Here is a 16,888-nt window from a genome sequence, read left to right as displayed (position 1 = left end):
CCCCGGCCCGACGGAAGGCGGACACCCCGATGACAGCGAACTCCGGACTCGACACCGCGCTGACCCCGCTAAGCTTCCTGGAGAAGGCCGCGCGCGTCTCACCCGACGCGACCGCGGTGGTGGACGGCCCGCGGCGCCAGACCTACGCCGAGTTCGCCGACCGGGCCACCAGACTTGCCTCGCTGCTGAAGATGCGCGGCGTCGCGCGCGGCGACCGCGTCGGCGTCCTCGCCCCCAACTCCGCGGAGGCCCTGCTCGCCCAGTTCGCCGTCCCGCTGGCCGGCGGAGCCGTGGTCGCACTCAACACCCGTCTGGCCCCGGCCGAGATCGCCTACATCGTCGACCACGCCGGCATCGAGGTGCTCATCGCCGACGCCGACCTGCTCGCCGGCCTGGGCGACGAGGTCCCCGACGCGCTGCGGCTGCTCCTCGTCGCGCCCGACGCCGACGGCACGCAGCCCGACGCGTCCCGCTTCGGCCCGCGTGCCGAGGCCCTCGAGGAGGGCCTCGCGAACGCCTCGCCGCAGCCCGTGCCGTGGACCGTCGCCGACGAGGACTCCGTCATCGCCGTCAACTACACCTCCGGCACGACCGGTCGCCCCAAGGGCGTCATGTACACCCACCGCGGCGCCTACCTCAACGCGCTCGGCGAGATCATCACCCAGGACCTCGACGCCGACTCGCGGTACCTGTGGACCCTGCCGATGTTCCACTGCAACGGCTGGTGCACCACCTGGGCGCTGACCGGTGCGCGGGGCACCCACGTGTGTCTGCGCGCCGTCCGCGGGGAGGACATCTGGAGACTGTTCGACGACGAGGGGATCAACCGCCTCGCCGGTGCCCCCGCCGTGTTGAGCACCATCGCGGACGACCCGGCCGCCCGGCCGATCGAGGGGATCCGCATGATCACCGCCGGGGCGCCGCCCTCGCCGACCATCCTGCGCCGCTTCGAGGAGCTAGGGATCGACGTCACCCAGGTGTACGGCCTCACCGAGACCTACGGCCCCTTCACCGTGTGCACCCCGCAGCCCGGCTGGGCCGATCTCGACCCCGACGAGCGTGCCGGCCTCAAGTCCCGCCAGGGCGTCGCGATGATCCACGCCGACACCGTGCGCGTGGTCGAGCGGACCTCGCCCGGGGAGACCCGTCTGATCGACGTGCCCGCCGACGGCGTGACGATGGGCGAGGTCGTGATGACCGGCAACGGCGTCATGAAGGGCTACTTCAACGACCCCGAGGCCACCGCCGCCGCGTTCGCCGGGGGCTGGTTCCACTCAGGTGACCTCGGCGTGATGCACCCCGACGGATACGTGCAGCTGCTCGACCGCGCCAAGGACGTGGTGGTCTCCGGCGGCGAGAACATCTCCACGATCGAGGTCGAGCAGGCGATCGTCTCCCACCCCGACGTCGTGGACTGCGCCGTGGTGTCCATGCCCGACGAGAAGTGGGGCGAGCGGCCCAAGGCCTACGTCGTGGTGCGGCCGGGGTCGCAGCTCGACGAGGCCGGCGTGATCGAGCACTGCCGCACGAAGATCGCCCGCTACAAGGTCCCCGGCGCGGTGGAGCTGACCGAGGCGCTGCCCCGGACGTCCACCGGCAAGGTGCGCAAGAACGAACTGCGCGACGCCGCGTGGGCGGGCTGGGAGAAGCGGATCAACTGAGGCGGGCGAACCCGGCCCCGCCACCGTGGTGCCGGTGCCGTTATTGTGTCAGGTAGGACCACAATCCGGTGCGCCCGGTCATGACGGGGGCGCACCCCGCCCCGACTCGCAGGAGGTCGACGCAGGCCCATGACGAACATCGTCGTACTGATCAAGCAGGTTCCCGACACCTATTCCGAGCGCAAGCTCTCGGACGGGGACTACACCCTGGACCGCGAGGCCGCGGACGCGGTCCTGGACGAGATCAACGAGAAGGCCGTCGAGCAGGCGCTCCAGATCAAGGAGGCCAACGGCGGCGAGGTCACCGTCCTGTGCGCCGGACCGGATCGCGCCACCGAGGCCATCCGCAAGGCCCTGTCGATGGGTGCCGACAAGGCGGTCCACCTCAACGACGAGGGCCTCCACGGTTCCGACGTCGTCCAGACCGCGTGGGCCCTGGCCAACGTGCTGGGCACCATCGAGGGCACCGAGCTGGTCATCGCCGGCAACGAGGCCACCGACGGCCGCATGGGTGCCGTCCCGGCCATCCTCGCCGAGTACCTGGGCCTGCCCCAGCTCACCCACATGCGCACCCTCGAGATCGCCGACGGCGTGGCCCGGGGCGAGCGCGAGACCGACGAGGGCATCTTCGAGGTCGAGGCCTCCCTGCCGTGCGTCGTGTCGGTCGGCGAGAAGATCAACGAGCCGCGGTTCCCGTCCTTCAAGGGCATCATGGCCGCCAAGAAGAAGCCGGTCGAGGTCCTCACCCTGGCCGACGCGAACGTCGAGGCCGGCCAGGTCGGCAAGGACAACGCCGCGTCGACCGTGACCTCCTCCGCCCCCAAGCCGCCGCGTGCGGCCGGTGAGAAGGTCGTCGACGAGGGCGAGGGCGGCAACGACATCGCCAAGTACCTCGTGTCGCAGAAGCTCATCTGACGCGAGCTCACCCCGACCGACTCATCACAGTCTTTTTCAAGGAGAACCCACCATGGCTGAAGTCCTCGTCGCGGTCGAGCACGTCGACGGCGAACTCAAGAAGGTCACCAACGAGCTGCTGACCGCCGCCCGCGCGCTCGGCGAGCCGTCCGCCGTCGTGTTCGGCGAGACCGGCACCGCCGCCGCGCTCACCGACGCCCTCAAGGAGGCCGGCGCGGAGAAGATCTACGTCGCCGAGGGCGACGCGGTGCAGAACTACCTCGTCACCCCCAAGGTCGACGTCCTGGCCGGCCTCGCCGAGCAGGGCGCCGCCGCGATCGTCCTGGCCGCCACCTTCGAGGGCAAGGAGGTCGCGGGTCGTCTCGCGGCGCGCACCGGCTCGGGCGTCCTCACCGACGTCATCGAGATCCGCGAGGACGGCTCCGCCGTCCACTCGATCTTCGGTGGCGCCTACACCGTCGAGGCCACCGTCTCCGGCGACACCCCGATCTACACGGTCCGTCCCGGCTCCGTCGAGGCGTCCCCGGCCGCGGGCGCGGGTGAGGTCGTCGAGGTCCAGGTCCCCGAGCCCGAGAACGCCGCGAAGATCATCTCGCGCAACCCGATCGTCGGTGGCGACCGCCCCGAGCTCACCGAGGCGACCGTCGTCGTCTCCGGTGGACGCGGTGTCGGCTCGGCCGAGAAGTTCGAGGAGGTCGTCGAGCCGCTCGCCGACTCCCTCAAGGGTGCGGTCGGCGCCTCCCGCGCCGCCGTCGACTCGGGCTACTACCCGGGCCAGTTCCAGGTCGGCCAGACCGGCAAGACCGTGTCGCCGCAGCTGTACATCGCCCTGGGCATCTCCGGCGCCATCCAGCACCGCGCCGGCATGCAGACGTCCAAGACGATCGTCGCGGTGAACAAGGACGAGGAGGCCCCGATCTTCGAGATCGCGGACTACGGCATCGTCGGCGACCTGTTCAACGTCGCCCCGCAGCTCACCGAGGCCATCAACGCCCGCAAGTGAGCCCCGCACACCGTGTCTGACGGACGCGACCCGGACCCCGGCACCCCTGCGGTGCCGGGGTCCGGCGCATCCGGGCGTATCCTTGCCTGCGATATGCCCACCTTGCGCCCCGTGCACTATCTGGACCACGCCGCGACCACCCCGATGCGTCCGGCGGCCGTCGCCGCCTACGCCGAGGCGGCCTCGGTGGTCGGCAACGCCTCCTCGCTCCACGGCTCCGGTCGCCGCGCGCGGCGACGCGTCGAGGAGGCCCGCGAGTCGCTCGCCCACCACCTCGGGTGTCGCCCCTCGGAGGTGGTGTTCACCTCCGGCGGCACCGAGTCCGACAACCTCGCGATCCTCGGCCAGGCCGCCGCGCACGACGGCGACCTCGTCGCCGTCGGCGCCACCGAGCACCACTCCGTGCTCGACGCCGCAGCCCATCTGGCGACCGGGCGCGGGGGAGAAAAGGAGATCCGGCTCCTGCCCGTCGACACTCGCGGCGCCGTCGTTCCCGACACCGTCCGCGAGCTCGCCGAGGAGGCCGGCCCCCGCCTCGCCCTCGTCGCAACGATGCTGGCCAACAACGAGATCGGTACCCTCGGCGACGTCGCGGCGGTCGCCGGCCACGCCCGCGCGGTCGGCGCCGCGGTCCACACCGACGCCGTCCAGGCCGTGGGGCACGTGCCGGTGGACTTCGCCGCCCTCGGCGTCACCTCGCTGAGCCTGTCCGCCCACAAATTCGGAGGCCCGCTCGGGGTGGGCGCCCTGATCCTCGACCGGGGCGCCGAGTGCGTTCCGATCGGCTTCGGCGGCGGGCAGGAGCGCGATCTGCGCTCCGGGTCGGTGGACGTCCCCGGTGTCGTCGCCATGGCCGTGGCGCTCGACGAGGCCGTCCGCGAGATGGAGACCGAGACGCGGCGGCTGACCGCGCTGCGGGACCGGCTGATCGACGGCGTGCTCGCCGCGGTCCCCGGTGCTATCGCCAACGGGGGCGGCGAGCGCCTCCCGGGGATCGCCAACATCACCTTCCCCGGATGCTCCGGGGAGTCGCTCATCCTCCTGTTGGACGCCGCCGGGATCGAGTGCTCGACCGGCTCCGCGTGCACCGCCGGGGTCGCCGAGCCCAGTCACGTCCTGCTCGCCCTCGGCGCCGACGACGCCTCGGCCCGGAGCAGCCTGCGGCTCAGCCTGGGGTACACGACGACGGAGGCCGACATCGACGCCGCGATCGCCGCCCTGGGCCCCGCCGCCGACCGCGCCCGCGTCGCGGGCCTCGGCCTGGCCCGCGCCGGGGTGAGCGCATCATGAGAGTGCTCGCCGCGATGAGCGGGGGAGTGGACTCCGCCGTGGCCGCCGCCCGAGCCGTTGCCGCCGGCCACGAGGTCGTGGGCGTGCACCTGGCCCTCAGCAGCGATCCGGCGACCCTGCGGACCGGATCCCGGGGCTGCTGCTCGCGCGAGGACGCCGGAGACGCACGCCGCGTCGCCGACCTGCTGGGGATCCCCTTCTACGTCTGGGACTTCGCCGAGCGGTTCCGGGCCGACGTCATCGACGACTTCGTCGAGTCCTACGCCCGCGGGGAGACGCCCAACCCGTGCCTGCGCTGCAACGAGCGCATCAAGTTCGAGGCGCTGCTCGAGCGCGGCATGGCGCTCGGGTTCGACGCCGTCGCGACCGGACACTACGCGCGGCTGTCGACCGAGGAGCTCCCCGACGGCTCCCGCCGACCCGTCCTGCGCCGAGCGGTCGACGCGGCCAAGGACCAGTCCTACGTCCTCGGCGTGCTCACCCCCGAGCAGCTCGCCCACTCGATGTTCCCGCTGGGAGCCTCGCTCAAGTCGCAGGTCCGCGCCGAGGCGGAGGCGGCGGGCCTGCCGGTGGCCACTAAGCCCGACAGCCACGACATCTGCTTCATCCCGTCCGGCGACACGCGTGCGTTCCTCGGTGCCCGCATCGGGGTGCGCCCCGGCGCGGTCGTCGACGCCGACACCGGTGACGAGCTCGGCCGCCACGACGGGATCCACGGGTTCACCATCGGCCAGCGCAAGGGGCTCGGCGTGCAGGGACCCGCGGCCGACGGCCGCCCCCGGTACGTCACCGCGATCGACGCCGACAGCGGCACGGTCACCGTCGGCGGTGCCGCTCACCTGCTGTCCGTCGCCATGACGGCCACCTCGCCGTACTGGCTGGTCGACGACGACATCCGCGAGACCGACTGCCACGTCCAGATCCGCGCGCACGGCGAGGCCACCCCGGCCCACGTCCGGCGCATCGGGGACGGAGCGGACGCCACTCTCGAGATCACCCTGCACGAGCCGGTCCGCGGGGTCGCGCCCGGGCAGGCCGCCGTTATGTACCGCTCCGAGCCCGACGGCGACCGCGTCCTGGGCAGCGGCACAATCTCCGCCTCCCGCCCGGCGACGGAGGCGGTGTGACGCCGGAGGCGGGCCCCGCTCCGACCAGCACCGGGCCCGGCCCGATGCCCGGCACCGACCCCCGTGAGGCGGCCCGCGTCGTGATGGGGGAGTGCCACTCCCTGCCGTTCCTGCCGGAGTTGCCGGACCGGGGACCGGGCGCGGACGCGATCGGCCGCACCCTCGCGACGCTCGCCGACCTGCCCACGGACGTCACCCCGCGCGGGTGGCGACTCGCGGATTCGCCGGGCCGTCTCGCCCGGCGGGCCGCAGACCACCTCGACCGGGACGGCGACGCCCTCGAGGAGGCCGACGAGCTGGCGAGGGACCCCGAGGAGGTCCCCGAGCCCGGCCGTCGTCGGCTCCAGGTGCGGATCGTGGGCCCGTGGTCGCTCGCGGCGCAGGTGGAACTGCCCGGCGGGATGCCGGTCCTGTCCGACCGCGGTGCCCGACGCGACCTGGCGGCCTCCCTCGGCGAGGGCGCGGGAGCCCTCGCCGCGCGGCTCGCGGGCCGACTGCGCGCGGGCGCCCGCGTCCTGCTCGACGAGCCACTGCTCTGGAAGGTGGCCGCCGGGACGGTGCAGTCACCCAGCCGTCTCGACCCGATCGCGGCCGTCCCCGCGGACCAGCTCGCCCTGTCGCTGTGCCGCTTCGGGGACGCCCTGCGCCGCGCCGGCGCCGCCGAGGTCATGGTGCGTGTCCCCGTGACATCGGATCCCGGCGCTCCGCCGGTCTGGTCCGTCATCTCCGAGCCGCCCCGGGGCGAGACGCCTCTCGACGGCGCGTGCCTAGCCGCCTCACCGCTGTACTCCGCGCGGTCACACGCCGCCCTGGACGCCGCCGGCACCCTGCTGGGGGATGGCCGCACCCTCCAGTTGGAGGGTCTGCCCGGTGCCGGCGGACCGCCGCTGACCCCCGCCGAGGCCGAACGGCCCGCAGCGGAGTTGTTGGCACTGCTCGACCGGCTCGGGGCGCCACCCCAGTCGGGCCTGCCCTTGACCGTGCTCACTCCGACGGCTGACGAGGTCGTCGCGGCCTCCGGGGCCGCCGCGGCACTCCGCGGAGTCAGACTCGTCGCGGACACCGCTCCCCGCATGGCCGAGTGACCGACCGGGCCTACACGGTCGCCATCGGCCACAGGGTGTTGACGTCGGACGCGTCCTTCCCGCAGCGTTCGAGGTAGGCGGCGAAGTCCCGCTGGCGGGCCTCGTGCCACCGGGCCTGCTGGGCGTTGGACTCGCGCCAGTCACAGCCGGACAACTCCTGTTGCGTCCCCAGCATCTTCCACGCCAGGCGCGCGGCCGCGAGCGCGTCCGCGGCCGCCTCGTGCGCGGCGTCGAGGCGCACCCCGTGCTGACCGCACAGCGCCTCCAACGTGCGCTTGCCCTTGCGGAAGGGATCGACGGCACGGTCGACGACATACGGATCGATGACCGGGCCGGCCACCTCGAAGGTCGGGTGCCACCGGCGCAGGATCGTCAGGTCGTAGCACGCGTTGAACACCACGAGCGTGCGGCCGTCGCGCCATCCCTGCCGGATGGCCTCCACGGTCTCCGCGATGACCTCCGCGTGGGGCCTACCGTGTTCCCTCGCGTGGGCGGTGGTGATGCCGTGGACATCCGTCGCCCCCTCGGGGATCTCGATACCGGGATCGGCCAGCCAGTTCCGTTCCCTCTTGTGCGGCCCGTCGATCTCGATGAGGGCCGAGGTCACGACGTGGGCCGTGCGCGGGTCGGGACCGGTCGTCTCGAGGTCGAAGGCCAGCAGGCGGTTCCGGTCGATGGTGACGGGGAGCGTGATGTCGTTGGTCATGGGCTCACCGTAGGCCAGCGCTCCGACACCGCGGAGGCGTCGCGGCCGCGTGCGACATAACCTGTCACTGTGAGCCAAGCGAGCGACAGCACCGAGCCCGTCGGCACCGGGGACATCCCGCCGGAGATCCGGCAGGAGTGGACCGAGCTCGCGGAGACCGTCCGCGACCATCAGTTCCGCTACTACGTCAAGGACGCGCCGATCGTCTCCGACGCCGAGTTCGACCGGCTCTTCGGGGAACTGCAGGCGCTCGAGGAGAAGTACCCGGCACTGCGTACCGCCGACTCGCCCACGCAGTTGGTCGGCGGTGGGTTCTCCACCGACTTCGCCCCGGTCGAGCACCTGGAGCGGATGACCAGTCTCGACAACGTCTTCTCCGAGGAGGAGCTGCGCGACTGGGTCGCCTCCGCGGTCGAGCAGGCCGGTGTGCCCGAGGACCGGCTGCCGTTCCTGTGCGAGGTGAAGATCGACGGCGTGGCCCTGGATCTGGTCTACCGCGACGGGAAGCTGGTCAGCGCGGCCACCCGCGGCGACGGGCGGACCGGTGAGGACGTCACCCTCAACGCCCGCACGATCGAGGACATCCCGGTCACCCTCACCCCGACGCCGGACCGGCCGGTGCCTTCGCTTCTGGAGGTCCGCGGGGAGGTCTTCTTCCGCCTCGAGGACTTCGCCGAGCTCAACGCCCGGCTGGTGGCCGAGGGCAAGGCGCCGTTCGCCAACCCCCGCAACAGCGCCGCCGGGTCGCTGCGGCAGAAGAACCCCGCCATCACCGCCCAACGTCGTCTCGGCATGTACTGCCACGGGCTCGGGGCGGTGGAGGGGGCGACGTTCGAGAGTCTCCACGACGTCTACCTCGCCCTGGCGGACTGGGGCCTGCCGGTCTCACCGCACACCGCGCCCGCGACCGGGGTCGAGGAGGTGGTCGAGCGGATGCGGTACTGGGGTGAGCACCGCAGCGACCCCGAGCACGAGATCGACGGACTCGTCGTGAAGATCGACGACCGCGCCGTCCAGCGTCGCCTCGGCCAGACCTCCCGGGCCCCGCGGTGGGCGATCGCCTACAAGTACCCGCCCGAGGAGGTCATGACCGAGCTCCTCGACATCCGGGTCTCCGTCGGCCGGACCGGGCGCGTGACCCCGTTCGCCTACATGGAGCCGGTCCTCGTCGCCGGGTCGACGGTCTCGCTCGCGACGCTCCACAACCAGACCGAGGTGATCCGCAAGGGTGTGCTCATCGGCGACACGGTGGTGATCCGCAAGGCCGGCGACGTGATCCCCGAGGTCCTCGGCCCCGTGGTCGAGCGCCGCGACGGGACGGAGCGAGAGTTCGTCTTCCCCGAGCGCTGCCCCGAATGCGACACCGTCCTGGCCCCCGCCCGTGAGGGCGACGCCGACTGGCGATGCCCCAACCAGCGGTCGTGCCCCGCCCAGTTGCGCGAGCGGCTGTTCTACCTCGCCTCCCGCAACGCGCTGGACATCGAGGCACTCGGATATGAGGGCGCGTCCGACCTCCTCGCCAGTGGGGTGCTCGAGAACGAGGCCGGGCTCTTCGATCTCACCGAGGCCGACCTCCTCCTCACGCACCTCTACACCCGTATTGAGAAGGCGACGCGGAAGCAGATCGAGGAGGGGGCCGAGCCCGAGCAGGTCGTGCTCACCGAGAACGGACGCAAGCTGCTGGCCAACCTCGCCACCGCGAAGGACCGGCCGCTGTGGCGGGTCCTCGTCGCCCTGTCGATCCGACATGTCGGCCCCACGGCGGCGCGGGCCCTCGCGACCAGGTTCGGGACGATGGAGGCCATCCGCGCGGCATCCGAGGAGGAGCTGGCCGAGACCGACGGCGTGGGTCAGACGATCGCCGCGTCGGTGGTGGAGTGGTTCGGCGTCGACTGGCATCGCGAGATCGTCGACCGGTGGGCGGCGGCCGGCGTCTCGATGGCCGACGAGCGGGACGAGTCGATCCCGCGCACGCTCGAGGGGCTGACGATCGTCGCCACGGGCTCCCTCGAGGGCTTCACCCGCGACGGCATCAAGGAGGCCATCATCGCCCGCGGCGGAAAGGCCTCGGGGTCGGTGTCCAAGAAGACCGATTACGTGGTGGTGGGCGACAACCCGGGCTCGAAGGCGGCGAAGGCCGAGGAGCTGGGTCTGACCATCCTCGACGAGGCGGGCTTCGTCGAGCTCATGGAGAACGGGCCCGCCCCGGCGGGAACCGCGGATCCGGACACTGAGGACGTCGACCGGTGACGATAGGGACGCCCCTCGTCCAGTTCCCCTGGCCGCTGGTCTTCGGAGGGGTCGTCGGGTTCGCACTCGCGCTGGTGGCCTCCCGCCTCGGCCGGCCGGGTGGGGGACCGGTGGACGTCGTCGGAACGCTGGCGGCCGCCGTCGCAGGGGTGGCAGCCGGAGCGTTCGTCGGCCTGCTGGGTCTCTGGGGCGCCGGGATGTCGAACCCGATCGCCTGTCTCTACTCGTGTGAGGAGGGGCTGCAGTTCCTGTCGAACGAGCAGTTCCGGCAGATCAAGCTCATGACCGACCTCGCGTGGATCCTCCCGGCGGTCGCCCTCGTCTCTGCCGCGATCGCGGTGACGACGCGCCTCAGCCGGCGTGCAGCGAGCGCAGAATCCCCGTGAGGTAGCCGAGACGGGCGATCTCCGACGGCCGGAACGACGGGCCGCCGGGCCGACCGACCACCAGGACGTGCCCGGCGTTCAGGGGCGCCGCCGCCAGCGCGGTGTCCATCGCCGTCCATTCGGCCGGGACCTCGTCGTCGTCATCCAGTGCGGTGACGCGAGCCAGGCCGCAGACGACGGGGACCTCGCCCCCCTCCCACATCGGCGCGGACTCCCCGCGCGCCACCAGCCGACACGTCGCGTCGCCGGTCACCTCCAGCACCAGCGCCCAGCCGACGCGCAGCGCGGCGGGGATCTCGTCGGCGAGCATCTGCGCGGCCCCGGCGCCCGCCCCGGCGACCGCGTCGATCAGCTCGAGCTCGCGATGGGCGTCGAGGATCCCGCCGAACGGACGCAGGGAGTCCACGACCACGCCGTCGAGCCGCTCGGCGGCCGTGATGAGGGTGTCGGGGAAGGTGCCGTGGGGGACGTCCACGACGATGTCGTCGACCGCGACACCGTCGAAACGGTCCACGACGTCGAGGCTGACGATGTCCGCGTCAACGGTTCCCAGGGCCACCGCGAGGGAGCCGAGGCTGCCCGGTCGGTCGGGCAACATGACGCGGAGGAGATAAGACATGACGCCCATTGTGCCGCACCCCCGCGGCCTGACTAGGCTGGGCCGGTACCGACCACGCCACGGAAAGGGGCAGGCACGTGACCTCGATCTCACGCGGGGACGTCGCGCATCTGGCCAGGCTCTCCCGCCTGGAACTGAGCGACGCCGAGCTGGATTCGTTCGCACAGCAGCTCACCGACATCCTCGACCACGTGCAGGCCGTCTCCGAGGTCGCCGCGGACGACGTCCCGGCGATGAGCCACCCCACCGCGATCACCAACGTGTACCGGGACGACGTGGTCGCCCCGGGTCTGACCCCGGAACAGGCGCTCGACCAGGCCCCGGCCTCCGACGAGCAGCGCTTCGAGGTCCCGCAGATCCTGGGAGAGGACGCATGACCGAGCTCACCACCGCCACCGCCGCCGAGCTGGCGGGCCGGATCGCCGCGCGGGAGGTGTCCTCGGAGGAGGTCACCCGTGCGCACCTGGACCGGATCGACGAGGTCGACGGCGAGATCAACGCCTTCCTGCACGTGGGCGCCGACGAGGCCCTCGCGGCGGCCCGGGACGTCGACTCCCGCCTGGCCGCCGGTGAGGCGCTCGGCCCGCTGGCCGGCGTGCCCATCGCCCTGAAGGACGTGTTCACCACCACCGACGCGCCCACCACGTGCGGCTCGCGCATGCTCGAGGGGTACCGCTCGCCGTATGACGCGACCGTGACGGGCCGGCTGCGGGAGGCGGGTATCCCGATCCTCGGCAAGACCAACATGGACGAGTTCGCCATGGGATCCTCCACCGAGAACTCCGCGTACGGGCCGACCCGCAACCCCTGGGACCCCAGCCGTACGCCGGGCGGCTCGGGCGGCGGTTCGGCCGCGGCGCTCGCGTCCCACCAGGCCCCGCTCGCCATCGGCACCGACACCGGTGGGTCGATCCGCCAGCCCGCCGCGCTCACCGCGACGGTCGGCGTCAAGCCCACGTACGGCACCGTCTCGCGCTACGGCCTGGTGGCCTGCGCCTCCTCGCTCGACCAGGGTGGGCCGTGTGGCCGCACCGTCGAGGACACCGCCCTGCTGCACCAGGTGATCGCCGGGCACGACCCGCGCGACTCCACGAGCCTCGATGTGGCGATCCCGGATGTCGTCGCGGCCGCCCGCGAGGGCGCGAAGGGCGACCTGACCGGGCTGCGCGTCGGCGTGGTCTCGGAGTTCTCGGGGGAGGGCTACCAGCCCGGCGTCGAGGCGTCATTCCGCGCCGCGGTCGACACCCTGCGAGAGCTGGGCGCCGAGATCGCCGAGGTCTCCTGCCCCAACTTCCGCTACGCCCTGCCCGCCTACTACCTCATCCTCCCGTCCGAGGTCTCCAGCAACCTCGCGCGCTTCGACGCGATGCGCTACGGCCTGCGGACCGGCGAGGGCTCGGCCGACCAGGTCATGGCCGCGAGTCGCGAGGCCGGCTTCGGGCCGGAGGTCAAGCGCCGCATCATGCTGGGCACCTACGCGCTGTCCGCCGGCTACTACGACGCCTTCTACGGCCAGGCGCAGAAGGTGCGCACGCTCATCGCGCGCGACTTCGACGCCGCCTACGAGAAGGTGGACGTCCTCGTCTCGCCCACCACGCCGACGACCGCGTTCCCGCTGGGGGACAAGGTCGAGGACCCGGTCGCGATGTACCAGTTCGACCTGTGCACGCTGCCGCTCAACCTCGCCGGGCACTGTGGCATGTCCGTGCCGTCCGGTCTGGTCGACGGTCTGCCCGCGGGCCTGCAGATCATGGCGCCGGCGCTCGCCGACGACCGCCTCTACCGGGTGGGCGCCGCGTACGAGGCCGCGAGAGGCGCGATAGCGTGACCACGGTCCCCGAGCGGGACGCCTGGAAGGCCCTCGCGGCCCTGGTCATCGGGTTTTTCATGATCCTGGTGGACCAGACGATCGTCGCCGTGGCCACCGACGCGTTCGTCACCCAGCTCGGTGCCAGCACCAACCAGGTGATCTGGGTGACGAGCGCCTACCTGCTGGCGTACGTGGTCCCGCTGCTGTTCACCGGGCGGCTCGGGGACCAGATCGGGCCGCGCACGGTCGCGATCGCCGGCCTGGTGGTGTTCACCGGGGCCTCGCTGTGGTGCGGCCTCGCCCCGAACGTCGAGATGCTCATCGTCGCCCGGGTGTTCCAGGGCGTCGGTGCCGCGCTCCTGACGCCGCAGTCGCTGAGCGTGATCACGCGCGTCTTCGCGCCCGAGCGCCGCGGTGCGGCCATGGGCACGTGGGGCGCCGTGGCCGGGATCGCCTCGGTGGTCGGCCCGGTGTTCGGCGGCGTGCTGATCGACGCCTTCGACTGGCGGTGGATCTTCTTCGTCAACATCCCGTTCGGCGTGCTCGCCGTGGTGCTGGTGTGGCTGTGGGTGCCGGTACTGGAGACGCGCACGCGCTCTTACGACGTGCCCGGAATCGTGCTGTCGGCGATCGGCATGTTCCTGCTGGTGTTCGGCATCCAGCAGGGCGAGTCGCACGGCTGGGGCGGAACGACCGCGGCGCTGATCGTGGCCGGCGTCGTGGGGCTCGCCCTGTTCGTGTGGTGGCAGTCGCGCGTGCGTACCGAGCCACTGGTGCCTCTACGGTTGTTCCGCGACCGCAACTTCTCGATCGGCACGTTCGGCGTGTCGACGATCGGGTTCGTCACCGCGGGGACCATGGTGCCGCTCATGTTCTACCTCCAGGGGGTCAAGGAGCTGACCCCGACACGGGCCGGGCTCATGCTGCTGCCGATGGCCCTGGTCGCCGGTGTCCTCGCGCCGGCCGTGGGCCGGTGGGCCGACCGCCTGGACCCGCGGATCTTCACGGGCGTCGGGTACTTCTCCTTCGCGATCTCCCTGTTCTGGCTGGCGCTGGTGATGGACTCGCAGACGCCGGTGCTCGTCCTGCTCGGCCCGATCGCTCTGATGGGGGTGGCCAACGGGTGTGTGTGGGCGCCTACGTCTTCCACCGCCATGCGCCGCCTCGAGCTGGCCTCCGCGGGAGCCGGGTCGGGTGTGTACAACACCACTCGTCAGGTCGGCGCAGTGCTGGGTTCCGCCGCGATCGGCGCGCTCATGCAGGCCCGCCAGGTCGCGCACGGGGACATCGGACAGGCGGTCGCTGACTCGATGTTCCTCCCCGCGGTGGTCGTCCTTCTCGGCGGCCTCGCCACGATGGCGTTCAAGACGGGCGATCGGTCGCCCGCGGAGCCGTCGACCAGCCCGGCGAGGTGACCCGCTCGGCGAGGTGACCGGCGCGGCGAGGTGACCCGCGCGGCGGGAGGCCGTGCGCCCCTAGACTGCGGGGGAACCGAGAGGAGCTCGACGTGCGTATAGGTGTCCTCACCGCCGGCGGCGACTGCCCGGGCCTCAACGCGGTGATCCGCGCCCTGGTCCGCACCGCCAACTCCGAGTACGACTCGCCGGTCCTGGGCTTCCAGGACGGGTGGTCCGGCCTGGTGGAGGACCGTGCGGTCCCATTGTTCGACGACGAGGGCATCGACCGGATCCTGCTCCGCGGTGGCACGATCCTCGGGACCGGCCGACTCAACCCGGACGTTCTGACGGCCAGCCTCCCGGAGATCCGTCGGACGCTCGAGAGGCACGCCCTGGACGCCCTGGTGGCGATCGGCGGCGACGGGACGCTCAAGGCCGCCCGGTGGCTCACCGAGAACGGAATCCCGGTCGTGGGCGTGCCGAAGACCATCGACAATGACGTCGGCGGCACGGACTACACCTTCGGCTTCGACACGGCCGTATCGATCGCCTCGGACGCCATCGACCGTCTGCACACGACAGCCGAGTCCCACGAGCGGGTCATGCTGGTCGAGGTGATGGGCCGCCACGCCGGGTGGATAGCTCTGCACGCCGGACTCGCCTCGGGGGCTCACATGATCGTGATCCCCGAGGTCCCGTTCGACATCGACTACGTGTGCAAGGTGATGAAGCGTCGCTTCCAGATGGGGGAGGCCTACGGCATCTGCGTGGTCGCCGAGGGCGCGACGCCCGTCGAGGGCTCCGGGATGACCCTGCGCGAGGGTGGCACCGACCAGTTCGGACACGAGGTCTTCACCGGGGTCGCCGACCAGATGGCGACGGCGATCCGTGAACGCATGAACCGCGACGTCCGCACCACGGTGCTGGGCCACATCCAGCGGGGTGGCACGCCGACCGCCTACGACCGCAACCTGGCGACGCGGTTCGGGGTGCACGCGGCGCACGCCGTGCACCGCGGGGATTTCGGCCAGATCGTGGCGTTGCGCGGGGAGTCGATCGCGATGGTGCCGGTCGAGGAGGCCGTGTCGGTGCTCAAGACCGTTCCGGAGGACCGCTACCGCGAGGCCGCCTGCCTCTTCGGCTAGATTGTTCGGCATGGAGTTCACCGAGGTCGTGTCACGTTTCGATCCCGTCATGGGTATGGAGGTGCACGTCGAGCTGCACACCAACACCAAGATGTTCTGCGGGTGTCCGACCGCGTTCGGGGCCGAGCCCAACACGCAGGTGTGTCCGGTGTGCATCGGCCTGCCGGGCGCGTTGCCGGTCGCCAATCGGCAGGCGGTGGAGTGGGCCATCAAGATCGGTCTCGCGCTGAACTGCTCGATCGCGCCGTACAGCCGGTTCGCGCGGAAGAACTACTTCTACCCGGATCAGCCGAAGAACTACCAGATCTCGCAGTACGACGAGCCGATCGCCCACGATGGTTACCTCGACGTCCAGCTCGAGGACGGCTCCACCTGGCGCGTGGACATCGAGCGCGCCCACATGGAGGAGGACACCGGGAAGTCCACGCATGTGGGCTCGGCGACCGGACGCATCCACGGCGCCACGCACTCGCTGCTGGACTTCAACCGTGCGGGCGTGCCGCTCATCGAGATCGTGTCCAAGCCGATCGTCGGGGCGGGGGAGCGGGCCCCCGAGATCGCGCGCGCCTACGTGTCGGCGCTGCGTGACCTTCTCAAGAGCCTCGACGTGTCCGACGTCCGGATGGATCAGGGGTCGATGCGCTGCGACGCGAACGTCTCCCTGATGCCCAAGGGCGCCACCGAGTTCGGCACCCGCACCGAGACCAAGAACGTCAACTCCCTGCGCAGCGTCGAGATCGCGGTGCGCCACGAGATGTGCCGCCAGGCGGACGTACTGACGTCGGGCGGCGAGGTCGTCCTGGAGACCCGGCATTTCCACGAGTCGGACGGCACGACGACCGCCGGTCGCCCGAAGGAGTCGGCCGAGGACTACCGCTACTTCCCCGAGCCGGATCTGGCGCCCGTCGAGCCGACGGAGGAGCTCATCGAGTCGATCCGCGCGACGCTGCCGGAACTGCCGTGGGTGCGTCGGGCGCGCGTGCAGGCGGACTGGGGCGTGTCGGACGAGGAGATGCGCGATCTCGTCAACGCCGGCGCCCTGGACCTCATCCTCGCCACTGTCGATGCCGGCGCGCCGCCCGCCGAGGCCCGGTCGTGGTGGGTGTCCTACCTGACGCAGCAGGCCAACAAGAGGGGCGTCGAACTGGACGCCCTCGCCATCACGCCGACGCAGTTGGCGCGGGTCATCGAGCTGGTCGCCGAAGGCAAGCTCACCAACAAGCTGGGCCGACAGGTCGTCGACGCGGTCCTCGACGGTGAGGGCGAGCCCGATCAGATCGTGGCGGACAAGGGCCTCGAGGTGGTCCGCGACGACTCGGCGCTCCAGAAGGCCGTCGACGATGCGCTCGCCGCTCAGCCGGACATCGCGGACAAGATCCGCTCCGGCAAGGTGCAGGCCGCAGGCGCGATCGTCGGTGCGGTCATGAAGGCCACCCGCGGCCAGGCGGATCCGGCTCGCGTGAAGGAGTTGGTGATCGCCGCCTGTAGCTAGGA

The 16,888-nt window shown here is 71.8% G+C and carries 15 protein-coding genes; 13 read left to right on the top strand and 2 right to left on the bottom strand.

Annotation, left to right across the window (positions count from 1 at the left end; genetic code table 11):
• Nucleotides 1-29: 29 nt before the first annotated feature.
• The 6 genes from DCI01S_RS11870 (at nucleotide 30) to DCI01S_RS11845 (ending at nucleotide 7,081) form a co-directional block, all read left to right on the top strand.
• Nucleotides 30-1,661: an AMP-binding protein gene (locus DCI01S_RS11870; RefSeq protein WP_061229418.1), complete on the top strand. Its 1,632-nt coding sequence runs from the start codon at nucleotides 30-32 to the stop codon at nucleotides 1,659-1,661.
• Nucleotides 1,662-1,790: 129 nt separating this feature from the next.
• Entirely contained in the window at nucleotides 1,791-2,576 is a 786-nt protein-coding gene (locus DCI01S_RS11865; RefSeq protein ID WP_061229417.1) for an electron transfer flavoprotein subunit beta/FixA family protein, read from the top strand.
• A 52-nt stretch (nucleotides 2,577-2,628) separates the two neighbouring features.
• Complete coding sequence (locus DCI01S_RS11860; protein WP_061229416.1) at nucleotides 2,629-3,579, top strand: electron transfer flavoprotein subunit alpha/FixB family protein; 951 nt, start codon at nucleotides 2,629-2,631, stop codon at nucleotides 3,577-3,579.
• Between the two features lie 93 nt (nucleotides 3,580-3,672).
• Nucleotides 3,673-4,869, top strand: coding sequence for a cysteine desulfurase family protein (locus DCI01S_RS11855; RefSeq protein WP_061229415.1), 1,197 nt, complete (start codon nucleotides 3,673-3,675; stop codon nucleotides 4,867-4,869).
• A complete protein-coding gene (gene mnmA, locus DCI01S_RS11850) occupies nucleotides 4,866-5,996 on the top strand; it encodes a tRNA 2-thiouridine(34) synthase MnmA (protein WP_061229414.1) in 1,131 nt (376 codons plus the stop codon). Before DCI01S_RS11855 ends, mnmA begins: the two co-directional genes overlap by 4 nt.
• Entirely contained in the window at nucleotides 5,993-7,081 is a 1,089-nt protein-coding gene (locus DCI01S_RS11845; protein WP_244881718.1) for a uroporphyrinogen decarboxylase/cobalamine-independent methonine synthase family protein, read from the top strand. The genes mnmA and DCI01S_RS11845 overlap by 4 nt, the downstream gene beginning before the upstream one ends.
• 10 nt (nucleotides 7,082-7,091) lie before the next feature.
• Here DCI01S_RS11845 and DCI01S_RS11840 read toward each other — a convergent pair whose 3' ends face one another.
• Nucleotides 7,092-7,787 (bottom strand): exonuclease domain-containing protein, encoded by a 696-nt coding sequence (locus DCI01S_RS11840; protein ID WP_061229413.1) that lies wholly within the window; start codon nucleotides 7,785-7,787, stop codon nucleotides 7,092-7,094.
• Between the two features lie 69 nt (nucleotides 7,788-7,856).
• Here DCI01S_RS11840 and ligA point away from each other — a divergent pair, with 69 nt between their 5' ends.
• Nucleotides 7,857-10,037: an NAD-dependent DNA ligase LigA gene (gene ligA, locus DCI01S_RS11835; RefSeq protein WP_061229412.1), complete on the top strand. Its 2,181-nt coding sequence runs from the start codon at nucleotides 7,857-7,859 to the stop codon at nucleotides 10,035-10,037.
• Nucleotides 10,034-10,423, top strand: a complete 390-nt coding sequence (locus tag DCI01S_RS11830) for a hypothetical protein (RefSeq protein WP_061229411.1) — start codon at nucleotides 10,034-10,036, stop codon at nucleotides 10,421-10,423. The genes ligA and DCI01S_RS11830 overlap by 4 nt, the downstream gene beginning before the upstream one ends.
• Here DCI01S_RS11830 and DCI01S_RS11825 read toward each other — a convergent pair.
• The gene (locus DCI01S_RS11825) at nucleotides 10,389-11,042 is read right to left on the bottom strand and encodes an ACT domain-containing protein (protein ID WP_043569170.1); all 654 of its coding nucleotides are present in this window, start codon (nucleotides 11,040-11,042) and stop codon (nucleotides 10,389-10,391) included. The genes DCI01S_RS11830 and DCI01S_RS11825 overlap by 35 nt on opposite strands.
• A 77-nt stretch (nucleotides 11,043-11,119) precedes the next feature.
• On the opposite strand from DCI01S_RS11825, the gene gatC reads away from it, so the two are divergent.
• The 5 genes from gatC to gatB all read left to right on the top strand — a co-directional run bounded on the left by gatC (nucleotide 11,120) and on the right by gatB (nucleotide 16,886).
• Nucleotides 11,120-11,419, top strand: a complete 300-nt coding sequence (gene gatC / locus DCI01S_RS11820) for an Asp-tRNA(Asn)/Glu-tRNA(Gln) amidotransferase subunit GatC (protein WP_061229410.1) — start codon at nucleotides 11,120-11,122, stop codon at nucleotides 11,417-11,419.
• Nucleotides 11,416-12,870, top strand: coding sequence for an Asp-tRNA(Asn)/Glu-tRNA(Gln) amidotransferase subunit GatA (gene gatA, locus DCI01S_RS11815; RefSeq protein WP_061229409.1), 1,455 nt, complete (start codon nucleotides 11,416-11,418; stop codon nucleotides 12,868-12,870). The genes gatC and gatA overlap by 4 nt, the downstream gene beginning before the upstream one ends.
• Nucleotides 12,867-14,267: a DHA2 family efflux MFS transporter permease subunit gene (locus tag DCI01S_RS11810; RefSeq protein WP_061229408.1), complete on the top strand. Its 1,401-nt coding sequence runs from the start codon at nucleotides 12,867-12,869 to the stop codon at nucleotides 14,265-14,267. Before gatA ends, DCI01S_RS11810 begins: the two co-directional genes overlap by 4 nt.
• 92 nt (nucleotides 14,268-14,359) lie before the next feature.
• A complete protein-coding gene (locus DCI01S_RS11805; RefSeq protein ID WP_061229407.1) occupies nucleotides 14,360-15,394 on the top strand; it encodes an ATP-dependent 6-phosphofructokinase in 1,035 nt (344 codons plus the stop codon).
• Nucleotides 15,395-15,404: 10 nt separating this feature from the next.
• Entirely contained in the window at nucleotides 15,405-16,886 is a 1,482-nt protein-coding gene (gatB, locus tag DCI01S_RS11800; RefSeq protein ID WP_007634005.1) for an Asp-tRNA(Asn)/Glu-tRNA(Gln) amidotransferase subunit GatB, read from the top strand.
• Nucleotides 16,887-16,888: the final 2 nt, after the last annotated feature.

Source organism: Dietzia cinnamea NBRC 102147 (genome assembly GCF_001571065.1).
Taxonomy (GTDB): domain Bacteria; phylum Actinomycetota; class Actinomycetes; order Mycobacteriales; family Mycobacteriaceae; genus Dietzia; species Dietzia cinnamea.
The sequence above is the reverse complement of the archived record's forward strand: the minus strand, read 5'-3'. Positions and strand labels throughout refer to the sequence as shown.

Excerpts from the sequence above, each read along its gene's own strand:
- DCI01S_RS11870 (WP_061229418.1), top strand. The coding sequence starts at position 30 with ATGACAGCGAACTCCGGACTCGACACCGCGCTGACCCCGCTAAGCTTC.
- DCI01S_RS11865 (WP_061229417.1), top strand. The coding sequence starts at position 1,791 with ATGACGAACATCGTCGTACTGATCAAGCAGGTTCCCGACACCTATTCC.
- DCI01S_RS11860 (WP_061229416.1), top strand. The coding sequence starts at position 2,629 with ATGGCTGAAGTCCTCGTCGCGGTCGAGCACGTCGACGGCGAACTCAAG.
- DCI01S_RS11855 (WP_061229415.1), top strand. The coding sequence starts at position 3,673 with ATGCCCACCTTGCGCCCCGTGCACTATCTGGACCACGCCGCGACCACC.
- mnmA (WP_061229414.1), top strand. The coding sequence starts at position 4,866 with ATGAGAGTGCTCGCCGCGATGAGCGGGGGAGTGGACTCCGCCGTGGCC.
- DCI01S_RS11840 (WP_061229413.1), bottom strand. The coding sequence starts at position 7,787 with ATGACCAACGACATCACGCTCCCCGTCACCATCGACCGGAACCGCCTG.
- DCI01S_RS11825 (WP_043569170.1), bottom strand. The coding sequence starts at position 11,042 with ATGTCTTATCTCCTCCGCGTCATGTTGCCCGACCGACCGGGCAGCCTC.
- gatA (WP_061229409.1), top strand. The coding sequence starts at position 11,416 with ATGACCGAGCTCACCACCGCCACCGCCGCCGAGCTGGCGGGCCGGATC.
- gatB (WP_007634005.1), top strand. The coding sequence starts at position 15,405 with ATGGAGTTCACCGAGGTCGTGTCACGTTTCGATCCCGTCATGGGTATG.